Origin of the sequence: Pseudoalteromonas sp. SR41-7 (assembly GCF_014163935.1) — a bacterium.
GTDB lineage: Bacteria > Pseudomonadota > Gammaproteobacteria > Enterobacterales > Alteromonadaceae > Pseudoalteromonas > Pseudoalteromonas distincta.
The window spans coordinates 49,197-65,622 of the sequence record NZ_JACJEF010000019.1 but is presented as its reverse complement, the minus strand read 5'-3'; the positions used below and the strand labels follow the sequence as shown (position 1 = coordinate 65,622).

Annotated in this window: 17 protein-coding genes; 4 read left to right on the top strand and 13 right to left on the bottom strand. The window is 39.8% G+C overall.

Annotated features, from left to right (window positions below; genetic code table 11):
- Nucleotides 1-158: 158 nt before the first annotated feature.
- Complete coding sequence (locus tag H5092_RS18745) at nucleotides 159-503, top strand: rhodanese-like domain-containing protein (RefSeq protein ID WP_024591370.1); 345 nt, start codon at nucleotides 159-161, stop codon at nucleotides 501-503.
- Nucleotides 504-518: 15 nt separating this feature from the next.
- Here the strand turns inward: H5092_RS18745 and H5092_RS18740 are convergent, their stop codons facing one another.
- From H5092_RS18740 to H5092_RS18720, 5 genes are all read right to left on the bottom strand, one after another.
- Nucleotides 519-920, bottom strand: a complete 402-nt coding sequence (locus H5092_RS18740) for a DUF1801 domain-containing protein (protein ID WP_024604483.1) — start codon at nucleotides 918-920, stop codon at nucleotides 519-521.
- 37 nt (nucleotides 921-957) lie between these two features.
- Nucleotides 958-1,503: a PH domain-containing protein gene (locus H5092_RS18735; protein ID WP_182734563.1), complete on the bottom strand. Its 546-nt coding sequence runs from the start codon at nucleotides 1,501-1,503 to the stop codon at nucleotides 958-960.
- A gap of 66 nt (nucleotides 1,504-1,569) precedes the next feature.
- A complete protein-coding gene (locus H5092_RS18730; RefSeq protein WP_182734561.1) occupies nucleotides 1,570-2,187 on the bottom strand; it encodes a LysE family translocator in 618 nt (205 codons plus the stop codon).
- Complete coding sequence (locus H5092_RS18725; protein WP_024604488.1) at nucleotides 2,188-2,370, bottom strand: hypothetical protein; 183 nt, start codon at nucleotides 2,368-2,370, stop codon at nucleotides 2,188-2,190. It abuts the gene before it with no gap.
- A 17-nt stretch (nucleotides 2,371-2,387) separates the two neighbouring features.
- A complete protein-coding gene (locus H5092_RS18720) occupies nucleotides 2,388-2,786 on the bottom strand; it encodes a DUF3224 domain-containing protein (protein WP_024599479.1) in 399 nt (132 codons plus the stop codon).
- A 91-nt stretch (nucleotides 2,787-2,877) separates the two neighbouring features.
- On the opposite strand from H5092_RS18720, the gene H5092_RS18715 reads away from it, so the two are divergent.
- Entirely contained in the window at nucleotides 2,878-4,656 is a 1,779-nt protein-coding gene (locus H5092_RS18715; protein WP_182734558.1) for an ABC transporter transmembrane domain-containing protein, read from the top strand.
- On the opposite strand, the gene H5092_RS18710 is transcribed toward H5092_RS18715, so the two are convergent.
- Entirely contained in the window at nucleotides 4,657-5,289 is a 633-nt protein-coding gene (locus H5092_RS18710) for an OmpA family protein (RefSeq protein WP_002959537.1), read from the bottom strand.
- 190 nt (nucleotides 5,290-5,479) lie between these two features.
- Between H5092_RS18710 and chrA the strand changes: the two genes are divergently transcribed.
- Nucleotides 5,480-6,634 carry a chromate efflux transporter gene (gene chrA / locus H5092_RS18705; RefSeq protein ID WP_182734576.1) on the top strand — a complete coding sequence of 385 codons (1,155 nt, stop codon included), beginning with the start codon at nucleotides 5,480-5,482 and terminating at the stop codon, nucleotides 6,632-6,634.
- On the opposite strand, the gene H5092_RS18700 is transcribed toward chrA, so the two are convergent.
- From H5092_RS18700 to speA, 4 genes are read right to left on the bottom strand one after another with little or no spacing between them, the layout of a single operon-like run.
- Entirely contained in the window at nucleotides 6,594-7,850 is a 1,257-nt protein-coding gene (locus H5092_RS18700) for a mechanosensitive ion channel family protein (protein WP_024599475.1), read from the bottom strand. The two genes, chrA and H5092_RS18700, sit on opposite strands and share 41 nt — an antisense overlap.
- Nucleotides 7,847-8,767 (bottom strand): acetyltransferase, encoded by a 921-nt coding sequence (locus tag H5092_RS18695; protein WP_182734556.1) that lies wholly within the window; start codon nucleotides 8,765-8,767, stop codon nucleotides 7,847-7,849. The genes H5092_RS18700 and H5092_RS18695 overlap by 4 nt, the downstream gene beginning before the upstream one ends.
- An 18-nt stretch (nucleotides 8,768-8,785) precedes the next feature.
- Nucleotides 8,786-9,670, bottom strand: a complete 885-nt coding sequence (locus H5092_RS18690; protein ID WP_182734575.1) for an acyltransferase — start codon at nucleotides 9,668-9,670, stop codon at nucleotides 8,786-8,788.
- 60 nt (nucleotides 9,671-9,730) lie between these two features.
- Nucleotides 9,731-11,611: a biosynthetic arginine decarboxylase gene (speA, locus tag H5092_RS18685; protein ID WP_002959544.1), complete on the bottom strand. Its 1,881-nt coding sequence runs from the start codon at nucleotides 11,609-11,611 to the stop codon at nucleotides 9,731-9,733.
- A gap of 199 nt (nucleotides 11,612-11,810) precedes the next feature.
- Here speA and speE point away from each other — a divergent pair, with 199 nt between their 5' ends.
- Nucleotides 11,811-12,674: a polyamine aminopropyltransferase gene (speE, locus tag H5092_RS18680; protein ID WP_182712831.1), complete on the top strand. Its 864-nt coding sequence runs from the start codon at nucleotides 11,811-11,813 to the stop codon at nucleotides 12,672-12,674.
- Nucleotides 12,675-12,854: 180 nt separating this feature from the next.
- On the opposite strand, the gene H5092_RS18675 is transcribed toward speE, so the two are convergent.
- From H5092_RS18675 to H5092_RS18665, 3 genes are all read right to left on the bottom strand, one after another.
- A complete protein-coding gene (locus tag H5092_RS18675) occupies nucleotides 12,855-14,456 on the bottom strand; it encodes a methyl-accepting chemotaxis protein (RefSeq protein ID WP_182734554.1) in 1,602 nt (533 codons plus the stop codon).
- Nucleotides 14,457-14,521: 65 nt separating this feature from the next.
- Entirely contained in the window at nucleotides 14,522-15,754 is a 1,233-nt protein-coding gene (locus H5092_RS18670; protein WP_182734552.1) for a hypothetical protein, read from the bottom strand.
- Nucleotides 15,744-16,367: a methylamine utilization protein gene (locus H5092_RS18665; RefSeq protein ID WP_182734550.1), complete on the bottom strand. Its 624-nt coding sequence runs from the start codon at nucleotides 16,365-16,367 to the stop codon at nucleotides 15,744-15,746. Before H5092_RS18665 ends, H5092_RS18670 begins: the two co-directional genes overlap by 11 nt.
- Nucleotides 16,368-16,426 lie beyond the last annotated feature (59 nt).

Below are 16,426 nucleotides of genomic sequence, written 5' to 3'. Positions count from 1 at the left end.
GGCGGAAGTGCTGTAGCAGTATCCGCACTATTAAGTTACTTTATATAAAGTAACTTTCAGTTTTTAACGTTATTTATAAGTATTAACTCAATTCAACCTACTTATACCAAGTAGCACCTATTAATGTCTTTTTTAAGAAAAAGAGGATTTACAAACTAATGCTTACATCAATCCCTGACTTACTAAAAATTATCACACCTAACCAACGCCGTATTGACGCAGCGCAAGCAAAACTCGAGCTTGAACAAAATAAAGGTTTACTTATTGATGTGCGAGAACCTGCAGAGCACGCGACAAAATCGGCTGCCGGCGCTATAAATATTCCGCGTGGGTTACTCGAGATGAAACTGATGGAAATAGAAAAAGACGCAGCTCGCCCTATTTACGTGCACTGCGCAAGTGGTGCGCGCGCAACGTTGGGAGCAGAAGCGTTAACGCGTGTGGGTTATGAAAACGTAACCGTTATTACCTGTGACGCAAACCAAATATGTAGTGTGTTTTAAACATCAACTGAATACTTATAATGATGCGCCTAGTAAAGGTAGGCGTTTAACTTTGTGATAAGTCAGTGCTAATTTAATACACTCTTTAACTGGGTATTCTGGTAATGGCTTTTCACTATTTAATACAATTGCCCGGTTACCTTCGAAAGTGAGAGTGTGGGAATACAACTCTCTAAATGTGCTTACTAGCTTTGATTGGCAATGAAAAAACAAATAACACGAGGAGCCCTTAAAGCCTACGCGAATGGGGCTGCCATTTATTGTGTTATAACTTGGCTCTCCCCACTTTAAAGACTCTTCAACAGCTCCTAAGTTTTGCTCTTGTGCTACGGTATAAATTAACTCTCGTAATTTTATAAGCTTACTTTTTGCTATCTCAGGATAATTATTAAATATATTTTCTATTTCCGTATTCATAAAAATATCCTTATAAGCTTTACAATTTTAAAACAGGCTACTTTTGCTGCCTTTCATCAAGTAAAACTAGTAGCATCTGCTCAATATTTTTAACACTATAAGTAAGTGCTCTCAGTAGCTCTTTCTCACTTTGCTCTGTTGCCTGCTGCGACGTTTTACCTTGATTAGCCAATATATCTTTTTGCTCAAGTATCGCCTCTCTAAACTCACTCGCATTAACTACACCAAGTAAAGATACTAAAGCGCCATTTCCTGATTGCCCAGCTGTTTCAAAACTTAAACGGTACAACCCAAATAGTCGCATTAGTGGGCCTTGGCTTAACCCTACATCTGTTATTTTTTCAAGCGGAATAGATTTTTCTTCTTTAAATAATATGCCACGTTTAACTACCAACTTTTGTGGTAATAAGTCAGCCGACATAGCTGCGAGTATTCGCCCGCCCACTAGCCATACAATCGCTAAGACAATAGGTAACAACGGAATAGTCACCAGCGCTAGCACACTAAAAAAAGCGGCCATTAGCATCCAGTATTGCTGAACCTTCGGGTCGAAAGATGCACTTTTTAAAATATGTTTTGTCATTGTTTTAATCCTTTATCTATATAACTAAAAATACACTCTGCAAGCTTCAATAATCTCTACTCAATCTTACAAGCTAATAACAACTTTTATAGCAAGAGCAATAAACACAACACCCAGTATTTTATCAAGCCATGGGTTTTGCTTAGTAAAGCCAAAGCGGGTTTTAGAAACCTCGGTCAATAATGCCACCAGCAAATACCAGCCGGTATCAATGACAAACACCGTTAAACACATAATTATGCCCACACTTAAAGTAAGTGCCTGAGGGTCTATAAACTGTGAGAACAAGGCTAAAAAGAAAATAGCGAGCTTGGGGTTTAAAAACGCAATGGCAAAACCATCTTGTAATGCTTTAGCTTCACTTACCTCACTTTTTTGTACTTCAAGTTCGTTATTACTTGGTTTTGCTAACAATATTTTTATACCTAAATACGCCAAATAGGCCGCACCTAAGTAAACTAGTATTTGATAAACAGTTGGAAACTGCGTCATTAAAGCGCCTAACCCCAATAACGATGCACCGGCATACAAGCCAACGCCAGTACCATGACTGAGCGCGGCAAGCATACCGTTTTTCATACTACCGTTAAGTGAGTGCTTTAAAACCACCGCTAAACTTGGTCCTGGCGACATCGCGCCCATCATACAAATAGCCGCTAGGCTTAACCATACTGTAAATGTCATTTAAAGCTCGTCAGTTTCAATAAGTAATGTATAACCGTGCACTTGCCCATAAAAACCTGCCAAGGGCACTGCGTTTATTACTTTCCAGCCATCTTGGTTTAATTCCTGTATGCGGTCATTCAGTGCGACTATATCTACCCCACCCAAAAAACGGGTCTTTCTAAATTCGATTACTTTTTGCATTTTAGTCCTTGTGTACTTTATAAAGTGTATTCAAAATCGTAGTAGTGAATTCCTTGCTCAATACGTATTTTCATACTGCCAGTTAACCCTTCTAGCTCATTAGTGCCTGAATCGGGTATTACATTTAAAATTAGGCTGTCTTGCCCTTTATCCATCGTGCCAAAATGCTGCAGTACAAAACTGCCTTTTTTGCCGTCAAGCTCACCTATCACTTGCTCTATGGCAACATAACCGGCGCTGCCTTGCGTAGGTGTCATGGCGCTTAGCATTTCGCCCTGGCTGGTAGCATTAAGCACACCACTAAATGTTTTATCTATCGACATACGCCCTAAGTTAATACCATTTTGGCCGCTTGCGTAGCCTTCTATTGGCGCTAGATTTACATTAAATTCTCCACTTACGGTTGCAGTAGTCATAACGTTTCCTTATTGATGCTAATATTTAAGAGTATTGATTTTTATTATCTTAGTGCCATATCTATACCTTAACCTTTAAAAAGAATCCACTATGTCAAAAAACACCTCTGCATCCGAAAAAGCTGCGTTTAGCAGTTTATTACCTGTTTTTGCGTTTATTAAACCGTACAAATGGATGGTAGTAGCCGCCCTAGCTGCGTTATTAGTTACCGCAGGCGTTAACTTGTCATTAGGGCAAGGTGTTAAATTTGTTATTGATCATGGCTTTATTGCAGGATCAAAGGCCCAATTACAGCAGGCCGTATTAGTACTTTTTGGTTTAATCAGCTTGTTAGCGATAGGTACCTTTAGCCGTTTTTATTTAATGTCGTGGATTGGCGAACGAGTCAGTAACGATATTCGAAAAGCCGTATTTAATCGTATTGTAACGCTGCACCCTAGCTATTTTGAAGAAAACCGCAGTGGCGAGCTTATGTCGCGTTTAACCACCGACACCACATTACTGCAATCAATTATCGGTTCATCTTTTTCTATGGCGCTGCGCAGTGTACTTATGTTGATTGGTGGCTTAGCTATGCTGTTGTTCACTAATTTAAAACTTACTTTAGTGGTTGTAGCCTGTGTACCACTGGTACTTGTTCCCATGATGATATTTGGTAAAAAGGTGCGCAAACTTGCAAGCTCTAGCCAAGATGCCATAGCCGATATAAGTACCTATGCCGGAGAAATCATACAAAATATTAAAGTAGTGCAAAGCTATAGCTATGAAGAGCAAGAGCAACATGCCTTTGCGCTCGAGACCGAAAAAGCCTTTAACGTGGCTAAAAAACGTATTAAGCAACGTTCATTTTTAATAGCCGTGGTGATTTTTTTAACCTTTAGTGCCATTAGCGCTATGTTATGGGTAGGTGGTAATGACGTACTTGCAGGCACCATGAGCGGCGGTGAGCTAGGAGCCTTTGTGTTTTACGCTATTATGGTGGCAATGTCGGTGGCAACCGTTGCTGAAGTATATGGCGAACTACAACGCGCAGCAGGCGCAGCTGCAAGATTACTTGAGTTACTTGCTGTTAAAAGTGAGATAGAAAACCCACTAAATCCACAAGATAGTAACTTACTAAAAAATAGTAACAGCCCTGCTATTACGCTTGAGAATATAAGCTTTAACTACCCTTCTCGCCCAGACGTAAGCGCACTTAATAAAATAAGTTTAAATATACTTCAAGGCCAAACTGTGGCTATTGTTGGCCCTTCTGGCGCAGGTAAAACAACCTTATTTGAATTACTACAGCGCTTTTACGATCCGGCTAGCGGAGCCATTAAATTTAAAGATATAAACATTAAAGAATTATCGCTTAATACCCTCAGAGGTAAAATGGGTATGGTCGCGCAAAACCCTATTTTGTTTAGCTCCGATGTAATGCATAACATTCGCTACGGCAACCCAAATGCAAGTGACGAGCAAGTATATGCCGCTGCCAAACATGCCCATGCTGATGAATTTATTAAACAATTACCGCAAGGTTATAACAGTTTTTTAGGTGAGCAAGGTGTGAGGTTATCGGGTGGGCAAAAGCAGCGTATTGTACTGGCACGCGCTATTTTAAAAGACCCTGAAATACTCCTTCTTGATGAAGCCACCAGCGCACTCGATGCGCAAAGTGAGCACCATGTACAAGCAGCGCTTGAGCATCTAATGCAAAATAGAACAACGCTTATTATTGCCCATAGGCTGGCAACGGTTAAACATGCCGATGTGATTGTGGTAATGGAAAATGGAGATATTATAGCAACGGGTACCCACCAAGAATTAGTAGCAAGTAACCCGTTGTATCAAAAACTGTGTGAATTACAGTTTAATAAAGACTAATTATTCTTCTGTGTTTGGCACTATTTGAATTTCTACACGGCGGTTTTGAGCACGGCCATTTGCACTATCGTTAGTCGCAATTGGACGTGTTTCGCCATAACCCATAGTACTTACACGCTCAGCCATAATCTGCTGATTCACTAAGTAGTTTTTAACGCTTTGAGCACGTTCACGCGATAGGTTCATGTTATAGCTGTCTTTACCTGTGCTATCTGTGTGGCCTTCAATACTTAGGTACGTTTTTTCGTATTTGTTCATCACTTTAGCAATAGCATCTAAGGTATCGTTAAAGCCAGACGAAATATAAGATTGGTCGGTCGCAAACGTAATATTAGATGGCATAACTAAACGCAAGTTATCTCCTTCACGTACAACTTCAACACCAGAGCCTGCAAGTTCATCACGAAATGCTTCTTCTTGCTTATCCATGTAGTTACCCACTGCAGCGCCAGCTAGTGCGCCGATAGCAGCGCCTATAAAAATACGCTTATCTTTATGGTTACTTGTTGCTTTACCTAATACGCCACCCGCTGCTGCGCCAATAGCCGCACCTTTGCCGGTGTTATTCATTTCACAACCAGAAAGTAATACAGCTACTACGGTTACGCTTAAAAGTGATTTAGTTAAAGTCATGGTGATACCCTATTCATTAAGAATTTAGCAAGAGTATGCAAATACATGTATGAACAAACTATGAAGAGAGTGTTAAAAGCAGCGCATCTTGCATGATTGTTAAACAGACCTCAAACTAATGTGCCGTTTTAATAAAAATGTCATACTACGCTGTGACAATTTAATGAATTTTACAAAGGATATTGGCGCAATGTTAATTGCTATTTTTAGACAATTTTTTTTACTAGGGTGCATGAGTTTTGGTGGCCCCGCTGCGCATTTAGGCTATTTTAAGCGCCACTTTGTAGACTCGTTAAATTGGCTAACTAACACGCGTTACGCACAACTTATTAGTTTAAGCCAAGCATTACCAGGGCCAGGCTCTAGCCAAGTTAGTTTTGCTATTGGTGTTGAGCGTGCAGGAGTACTGGGTGGTATAGCTGCTTTTGTAGGCTTTACCTTGCCTTCGTTTTTAATAATGGTGCTGCTTGCGGCTAGTGCCCATCAGTTTGACGCTGTTTACTTTGCAATTATTGCAGGCTTAAAGTTATTTGCCGTTGTTATAGTCGCTGATGCAACACTTAGTATGGCTAAAAGCTTTTGTACAAGTGCTGCGCTTAAGTTACTTGCGATAATGAGTACACTTGCCTTGGTGTTATTTCCAATGATGGGAACTCAAATAGCGATTTTAATCACTGCTGCAACAGTAGGTGCTATATGGCCTTTATTAAAACTTGGCACAGTAGCAGACGATGTTAGCAGTAAAAACAGTAATATTAATTGGATTGCACTGGGGTTATTTGCGCTCTTACTTGGGGTTAGCTTTATTCCACTAGGGCATGAGTTTGCTTTGTTTACCCCTTTTTACCAAGCGGGTGCAATGGTGTTTGGCGGCGGACACGTAGTACTGCCGGTACTTCAAGCTGGCGTACCAGCATTGAGTGATGATCAGTTTTTAAGTGCTTACGCGAGTGCACAGGCAGTGCCAGGGCCAATGTTTACTATTGCTACTTACTTAGGCGCACAACTTACTACTGAGCAACCTTTAGTGGGTGCCCTTATAGCTACACTGCTTATATTTATGCCTGGTTTTTTACTTATACTGGCGTTTCAGAAGAGTTGGATTAATTTGGCAAGTAAGCCACGTTTTGCAAGTTCAATAGCGGCGCTTAATGCATCGGTAGTCGGTTTTTTAGCGGCCGCATTGTATTCGCCAATCTGGACATCAGCTGTGCATAGTCTTTGGCAAGTTGCGTTAGTAATAATTGTATTTGCATGGCTGCAATTTAAAAAGCCGCCTATTTGGTGGCTCTTAGCTTTGTTTATTACTGTGGGTCTTTTACAACACTATTTGCCATCACTCTAAATGTTGGCTTATCTGTTTGTTGCTCGTTAGGAGGGCTTAACTGCCCACTAACACTTTGATACGCCCTAAGCCCAAACACAGGTAATACCGCAAGCAAATGATCCATTATTTCGGCTTGTAAGTGCTCGTACGAAATCCAGCGTTTATCTTCACTAAAGCAATAAAATTCAATAGGCAAACCATGATTAAGTGGTTGTAGCTCTCGTACCATTAACGTAAGCGACGTATTAATTTTACTGTGCTGTTTTAAATAGCCTTCTGCATAACGACGAAACAGCCCTAAATTAGAAACCTGAGCAGGTAATGTCGTCACTCGAATATAGTCGTGCAGCGGAATAGCCGCATCAATTTGTTTTCTAAACTCATCACCCACTAAACAAATACTGTGCATATCTATGTTAAGTGAACGTTTAATACGCCTACCGCCCGACTCTTGCATGCCGCGCCAGTTTTTAAATGAACCCGCTACCAACATATAAGTTGGAATAGTTGTTATGGTGTTATCCCAGTTACGTACCTTTACAGTGTTTAAACCCAAATCAATTACTTCGCCATCGGCGCCGTAGTTTTCTACTTGAATCCAATCACCATAGGTTACTAAACGGTTTGCTGCTATTTGAATACTGGCTACAAAGCCTAAAATAGTGTCTTTAAATACTAATAACGTAACGGCAGCAATAGCACCAAAGCCAGAGAGAATATAAGTAGGTGACTTCTCAAGAAAAATGCTCACAATTAAAATTGCACACACAATAAAGGTTATTAGCTTAACAACCTGAATTAAGCCTTGAATGGGTACTTCGCGGGCAAACTCTAACTGGTTATAAATAGTACCCGCAATGCTCACAATACTACTAAAAATGAACCCTGCATAAATAATGAGTAAAGCTTGTCCTATCGTTTTTAGTATTTCTGCTGCTATTTCGTTAACTGGGTATACACTATCAAATGTAGCTAAAAACAATACGCAGCAAAGCATTCCTGCAATACGTTTATTTAGCTTATTGAGCATAGGCGAAAGCGCACCAATTCGCTCAGGGGAAAGCCTCGTCACTATTTTTTGAATGCCAGGTAACATTAACCTACGAGTAAATAAGTAAACAATTAATAAAGAAAAGATCCCTATCGAGACTGCGGTGATTGAGCTAAGAAAATCCGCGTCGGGTACTTTTTCAAACCAAGGAGCAATTAATTCCTGTAGGTGGGTGTTGGTCATAGTGTTTCAATTTCCTTACTGATTTGTGGTTCAGGTAAATCTTGTTGAGCATAAATGTCGGCAAGCTGCTGATCTTTAGCAACCCATAGCTCATTCACATAATGTTGAAAATTAACTTTAAATACGTCATCGCTTTGATAGCTGCCCTGCATGCTTTTATTAATGGGCGTTACGTTTATTGAAACATAAATAGAATCTAGCTCACCTTTTAACAAGTTACGACAAACATGATCTGTTTTACCGCTATACACTAAACTTGTATTAAGCATGGCATCAAATTGGTTGGCTAATACTTCAAGCGCAAAAGCGATGCCGCCAGCTTTAGGCTTTAATAAATACTTAAAAGGACTTTGTTGCAGATTATGTTTGGCTGGCGTATAGCGTGTACCTTCAACAAAATTAATGATGGTAGTAGGATGATGACGAAAATTACGACAGCTACGCTTGGTGCGCTCTACATCTAATCCTTTCAACTTTGGGTTTTTAGCTAGTTGCGCTTTGCTTACCCGTTTCATAAACGGCATACCCATAGCCCACGCACCAGTCCCAATAAAAGGCATGTATTTTAACCCGTCTTTTAAAAAGAACTTAGGGGCAGGCAATGCATGTAATGAGCTAAGTACGGTTATATCTAACCAACTCGCGTGGTTACAAATAAGTAAATACCAACTTTTTGAGTTTAAGTCGCCACTTATATCAACCACAATATTAGGGCAACCTAACCAAAGCCCTAAACGGTTGCCGTTACACCAACCTCGGTAAGCGCTGTGTAATATAGAGTTAACCACAGGCAAAGGCAGTAATAACTTAATAAGGCCCAGTACAAATACTAGCGAGCCAAAAAATATCATGTTAGAAAACAATACGCAGCCTACAATTAAGCCGTTAAGCCAATTGGGTAACCACTTTTTTAGCATAACTGTAAGCTCATATTTTTACCTTTTACTTATGGTTTTTTCGAGCGATTGCAGTGTTTGCTCTTTGTTTTCCCATAAGCGGTTTAACTCGCTTTGAAAGCGAACTCTAAATTCAGAATCACCTGTGTAGTCACCAATAAGTTCTTCGCTTACCGGCCTTACTTCCACGTGTACGTTGATATTTTTTACCTTACCACCAGCAAAATCCATAAAAGTAGGAATGCCATCAGGGTAGTGAATTGTTACGTTAACCACTTTAGTAATTTGCTCGCCCATTGCTTGCATTACAAAAGCAATCCCGCCCGCTTTTGGTTTTAATAAATGTGGGAACGGGCTATTTTGACGCGCATGCTTTTGCGTAGTAAAACGAGTGCCTTCTACAAAGTTAACTACGGTTACTGGCATTTCTTTAAATTTTTCACACGCTTTACTCGTGGTTTCTAAATCTTTGCCACGCAACTTTGGATTCTTTTTTAATTGGCTTTTGCTCGTGCGAGTCATAAACGGAAAATCAAGCGCCCACCAACACAAACCTAAAATAGGCACGTAAATAAGCTCTTTTTTCAAAAAGAAGTTTAAAAATGGAATTTTTCGATTAAACACACGTTGTAATACTAAAATATCGACCCAGCTTTGGTGATTTGCTATTACTAGGTACCAATCCTTTAGTTTAAGGTCTTCAAGGCCAGTTACATTAAGTTTAGTTGGCGTAAATAACTTTTGATTTAAGCTATTAAAGGTAACCCAAATAGTTGCAAATTGCTTAGCTGCCCAGCTCATAAGCTTTTGTAAAGGCTTAATAGGGATAAGCTTTATAAGCCCACAAACAAAAATAGGCACAAACCAAAAAAGTGTGTTTATTGTGTAAAAAATAATACTAAATACACTGCGAATAACTGACATTACTTCCATTCCTTTAAACATTGCGCAGCCACTAATACTGCGCTTTCAGTTGCTTACAAATTAATCTTCAAAATAGGTATAGCCTTCAAGGCCTGCATTAAGCTCAGCTAAGTAACCTTCTTTACACTGCGCTGATACATCAAGCTTATTAACTTGGTACGCAAAGTTGTCAGCTAAAATGGCGCTATCATAGTCAACAAACTTTAATACATCCTTAACGCTATCACCTTTTATAGCATTGGTTAACACATAACCTTCATCGTTAAGCTCTACATGCACTGAATCAGTGTCACCAAATAGGTTATGTAAATCGCCTAAAATTTCTTGATATGCACCCACCATAAACATCGCAATATGGTATTGCTCGCCATGTTTATATTCTGGAATGGGTAAGCTAGTTTCGATACCAGCACCTTCAACGTATTCACGGATTTGCCCGTCAGAGTCACAGGTAATATCTTGAATAATCGCGCGCTGAGTCAATGGTTGAGTTAAGTTTTCGATTGGCATAACCGGAAACAACTGCTGAATACCCCATACATCAGGCAATGACTGAAATAATGAAAAGTTAACAAAGAGTTTATCGGCAAGCTTTTCGTTTAAATCGTCGAGGACTTCACGGTGCGCGCGCGCGTTATTACTAAGCGATGCACGTACACGATGTAAAATAGTAAAGTAAAGCTGCTCTATTTTCGCCCACTCTAGCATGCTTACTAAGCCATGAACGTACTGATCGTGCGCTTCGCTAAATAAGTGCATAGCGTCGTGATAAATCTCAAGTGCCATACGCGGGTTTAAACGCTGTAAACACTGCCACATTTCATCAAGCACTAACGCGCTATTTTCAAGCGGTGGCTCTGGATTTAAATGATTGGGCGCTTTTTCTACGTCAATTACATCGGTAATTAATACCGCATGGTGAGCGGTTAAAGCGCGCCCCGATTCGGTGATAATGGCCGGATGCGTAAGGTTATGCTGATCGCACACCTCTGCAAATGCATTCACTACATTACGCGCGTACTCTTCTACGGTGTAATTCATTGAACACGCACTGCGTGAGCCTGAGCCCTCGTAATCAACGCCTAAGCCGCCTCCTACATCAACGGTGTTTAACGGTACGTTTAATTGTGTAAGCTCAGCAAAGTGGCGTGCACATTCACGCAAAGCACGGTGAATATCACGAATGTTGGCAATTTGAGAACCAATATGAAAATGCACCATTTGCATTAAGTGCAGCTTATTATGCTTTTTCAGCACTTCAACAGCACTTAGTACTTGGCCTGCCGTTAAACCAAACTTACCTTTTTCGCCGCCCGTGTTTTGCCACTTGCCTTTGCCTACTGAGTTTAGGCGAATGCGAATACCAATAGCAGGTTCTATGCCTAGGTTGTCTATTTCTTCAAGTAGTGTGGTTAGTTCTGAAAGCTTCTCTACCACAATTTTTACGCTGTGGCCCATTGCTTGACCAATACATGCTAAGCGTAAAAACTCACTGTCTTTATAGCCGTTACACACAATAGTGATTGGCTCTTTTGCTACGCCCAAAATAGCCATAAGTTCTGGCTTTGAGCCTGCTTCTAGGCCAACAAGCCCGCTTGGATGCGCTAATAGCTTACTTACTACAGAGCGTTGCTGATTTACTTTAATTGGGTAAACACAGGTGTATTTGCCATTATATTCACGATTTGCTCGCGCTTGCGTAAACGCATTAGTAAGTGTGTCTACACGATTTTTTAAAATATCGGTAAAGCGCACTAAAACCGGCAACGTTAAACCTTGTTGTTTAAACTGCTCAGTTAATTGCGTTAAAGAAATGGCCGGTTTTGTTTGGTCGCCATCTGGGTAAGCCACCAGTTCGCCTTGTGCGTTAATATCAAAATAACCATCACTCCAATGAGCAACGTTATAAGTGGCGCGTGCTGTTTCTAAACCCCAGGTCATGGCAACTCTTCTTTAGTCAATTAGGTATAAAGGCGCATTTTAATACGTCACTATCCACTAGGCTAACAAAAATTGAACTTTCACTCACTCCTAACTAACTTTATTCGTCAAATCAGTTAAAATGTCATTGAGCAAAACGCCAAGCACTGGCAGAATTGCCCCTTTTTCATACTCAACCTAAAAAAGTGTAATAGTAACTATGGCAAATTTAGATCAAAGTAAGTGGTTTACTGAAATTAGCGACCGCGATGGCAGCGCATTTTCATTACGTATTAATAAAAAGTTAGATGAAAAACAGTCTCCTTTTCAAAAGGTAGAAATGTTTGAAACCACAGACTTTGGTAATTTAATGATCATCGACGGGTGTACTATGGTAACAACCCGCGAAAACTTCTTTTATCATGAGATGATCAGCCACCCTGCACTTTTAGCGCACCCAAACCCTAAAAACGTCGTTATTATTGGCGGCGGCGACTGCGGTACTTTACGCGAAGTATTAAAACACCCAGGCGTAGAAACTGTAACGCAAATAGATATAGACGAAGTAGTAACGCAAATGTCGTTAAAATACTTCCCAGAGCTTTGTGAATCTAACAACGACGCCCGTGCAACGGTTATGTTTGACGACGGTATTAAATACATGCGCGAAGCCGCTGGCGAATCTATCGACGTGGTTATTGTTGATGGCACCGATCCGGTGGGTCCAGGTGAAGGTTTATTTAATCATGCGTTTTACACAAGCTGTTTAGATGCACTGCGCCCAGGTGGTGTTTTAGTACAACAAAGCGAATCACCTCTTATGCATATGCCATTATTAGTTGAAATGCGCGAAGCAATGCTAAGCGTAGGCTTTAACGATTTACAAACACTGCCATTCCCGCAACCAATTTACCCAAGCGGTTTATGGTCGGTAACACTTGCACGTAAATCACAAGCATTTGACGGTTTTAGAGAAGACGGCGCAGCACAAATAGCTGAGCAAAGTGAATACTACAACAGCGGTATTCATCATGGTGCACTCGCTACACCTAACTACATGAAACGCGCTTTTGATAAAAAATAATACTAATTCACTTTAGGCTTTGTTGACTTCTCAAGGTTAAAATTGCATTAAAAAAGGGACTTTTAAAGTCCCTTTTTATTTTTATAATGACGATTCAAACTGAACTCGAGCTGGCAAACAACATAAGTACAGTTATATTTCAAAACCTTAAAGAGCTATCTAACCAAATAATCAGTTTATTTAAACTTTAAATCGATGCACTAAGTGATTTAGCTCATCAGTCAATTGTTCCATTTTTTTAGATACATCCTCAGTAGTTCGAGCAAGCGCCCCCCCTTCTAAAGTTTGATCGTTTAATGATGATAGGTTTTGACTTATTTCATCTGCAACCGTTGTCTGCTCTTCAGTCGCTTGCGCTGTTTGCATCGCCATATCATTTACTTTAGTAGACGAGCTTTGCATTGCATTAAGCACATCATTAGTTTGACTAAACGAACCAACCGCATCATCTGCAAATTGCTTACCTTCATCTATCGCTTTAATTGATTGTTCTACGCTCGTTGCAAATTGCTCTATCATTTTTTGAATATCGTTTGTGCTTACTTGCGTGCGTGTAGCCAATGTTCTTACTTCATCTGCTACCACAGCAAAACCTCTGCCATATTCACCAGCTCGCGCGGCTTCAATAGCAGCATTAAGCGCCAGCAGATTTGTTTGCTCTGCAATTGCACGAATAACCTCAAGTACTTTGGCAATGTTATCAGAACTTTGTTGTAGCTCTGTAGAGCGCGCCATAGCTTGCTCCATATTTTGCGACAAAGAAATAATACGAGAACTAGAGTGCGCAACCGCTGTTAGTCCTTGCTGAGCTAAATTTAACGATTTATCAGCTTCTGTTGATGATTGCTGAGCAACACCTGCAACTTCTCTACTTGCTACACTCATCTCATGCACTGCACTTACTATTGACTCAGAGGCTTGGCTGAGCGTTTGATTTACAGCATTGTTTTTATTTGCAACCTGACTTAACTCACCTCCTAATTCACTTAGTTCTTTTGATTGCTCTAAAATATCGCGAATTAATTGCTGTAAGTTGTCGAGAAAACGATTGAACTGCGTTGCAAGTTCAGAAAACTCATCTTTAGACGTTATAGAGATCCTGCCAGTTAAATCGCCATCACCAGAGGCTATATCGTTAATACGAGAAGTTACATAGTTAATTTGCTGTGTTAATTGCTTAGGAATAAGGTAACTAAACCAACACGCCACTAATAAAATTAATATGACAAAAATAAGCATAGTTAACTTAGTTGAAGCAATTGTGTCTGATAGTTTTTGAACTTCTTCAACCGATGTTTGCTCTGCTAATTCACCAGCTTGATCAAGCGTAGCTCTTAATTCGTTAAATGCTTTTTCTGATTGAGACTGTTTTTTTAGATTTGTTTTATCATTCATATAGGCCAGTGAAGCGTTTAACCAAGTATTATAAGCACCATCAAAACCGCGAAGCCCATTTATAGCTTTTGGATAGTCCGATAACAAAGCTAAGTACTGCTCTAACCTTTGCGTTACTTGCTCAGCATTTTCTTTATGCTCTTGCAAATAAGCTTCTTTATTGTCGTTATGTGCGACTAAATTTAACTCAGCAACCTTTGCTTGATACAAATCCCTGTCGGCACTCAAAGCAAGAGACACAGCCTTAATAAATTTATCCGATTGCACATCTAATGCATTTTTTTGTAAGTTAATTAAGTATGAATACCCAATAATTAACGACAAGATAGCAATACCTAAAATAACAATAGGAAAAGAGACTTTGACGCGGATACTATTCAAATTCATTACTTACTCCAAAAAAAACCATATTTAATACCTACCTTTTTGATAATAAATATAGTTTATAAAACCTAAAATCGCCATTGAGCGTTTAGCATTATTTGCTGCTGCGAGATTCGTTCATTAAATCCAATTGGCTCTCTATTTTTTGCAACACTTTTAAGTGCAGAACCTTCAACCCCTATTTGTAGTTTATTAGTGAGCTGGTAGCGCCATGTTGCGGTTAAACCTTCCCCATTGCTTGCATTAGGATCAAACGCAGTAGTGTCGTTATCTGTCACTTTAAAGTAATCGTAGCGTACAGAAACTCGATGCTTGCCTTCTTTATGGCTTAACATTAAATAATGGCTGTAAAAGGCATTATCTATTAAAGCATTAGCGCCCATTTCGGTTTTACCATTGAGCACCTGTGCTATAAAGCGGGTTTTACTATTAAACTTATAAAGCCAAGCGGCGCTTGTAAAGCGAGTATCCCAAGCATACTGCCCTGTACTAATATTAAGCGTGGTTGGGTCGCCATTATTGTTGTAATAATAAATTCGAAATTGTGATTTTTTTAAGTAATCCCAGTGTACGCCAGCGTAATAGCCAAAACGTCCGTCTACTTCTTCAAACGGTAAAACCTGATTAGCTTGCCAGCGTAATTCATACGTATTTAATGCCGCTACAGGCGCAAATTTAACACTTTCGTTAAATGTAGTTTGCCTATCGTGTAATGCAAAACCACGCCAAGCAAGTAAAGTACCGGCAGGGTCATTGCCTTTAAATGTAGCACCTACAAAACTAAAGCTATGAGCGCTGTTAAAACGTTTTGCTGGGCGCTTAATAGTTACCTCTGCGCCAACAGTGCGTACTTCCTCGCCTATCCAGCTATTAATAGCTGAGTTTGTATAGTTATAAGGAGAAGTCCATCCTATATCAGGGTTTTCAAGCGACATAAGTGGATAAAAGCCCCCTACACGCACATGCCATTTATAGTTGCTGTTAGATAGCGGCTGATACTTTATATAAGCTTGCGTAAAACCAAGGCCAACGTCAGGATCTTGATTCGCATTTAACACCCCATGAGCCGACCAACTAGATGCTAAATCAACATTAAAATCTAAAATACCTTGGGATAAAATAAGTTCGTCGCTTTTAGTATCGTGCCGATATAGCCCAAGGCCGCCCTCTTGGAAGCTACGTGTATCGTCACCCTGCACGGCTCTAATTTGTATCAAGCCTTTTACTTGTGCATACAATGCATTACTAAAACATAAAGCACCGGCTAAAAATATCAGCCTCGTTAAACGATTAATAGTCATCAAATTCATCCGTTGCAAAGTCAATTTGCTCCGCAATTTCCTGCTTTACTTTATAATTGATCGGGTTAGTCGCCACAGTAATAGTTTGAGATTCAACCTTACTAATATCACTAAACCCAGAATGCCAAACACTTAACGTGTATTCGCCTACATTGGCATTTAAATCAACATGACCATTTTCATCAGTGATTGCAAAAATAGTACTATCGACCACCACAATATAACCTAACATCCAATCATGAATATTACAGCCAAGCTCAACAACCCCTGTTTGATCAAAAGTAATGGGCGCTTTTGGGTGCTCCTTATATAGCTTTAATTCAAATGTTTTAGCTTTAGAAAATGAATAAACATGATGCATGATTGAGTCCGCATTCGGAAACTCTACCTTTGCATTTTGTGGGACAACTAAAATACGCGGCTTAAATTCTCGATTTTGCTGGGTCATCGCATAAGGTGCTTCTGGAGGAATAATGCTAGAGGAGTCTCCTGCAGTTAGCCACACAACAGCATTAGGTAATGGGCCATTATTAGCATTTTTAATTGTTATATTTGCTGCAAAAACTCCAGTACTAACACTTAGTAAAAATACACAAAGTAAGCTTTTTATCATTTTCTTGTCGCTATTATCAATTTGTTTACATTATAGACCGATTAAACCACTAAATTCTT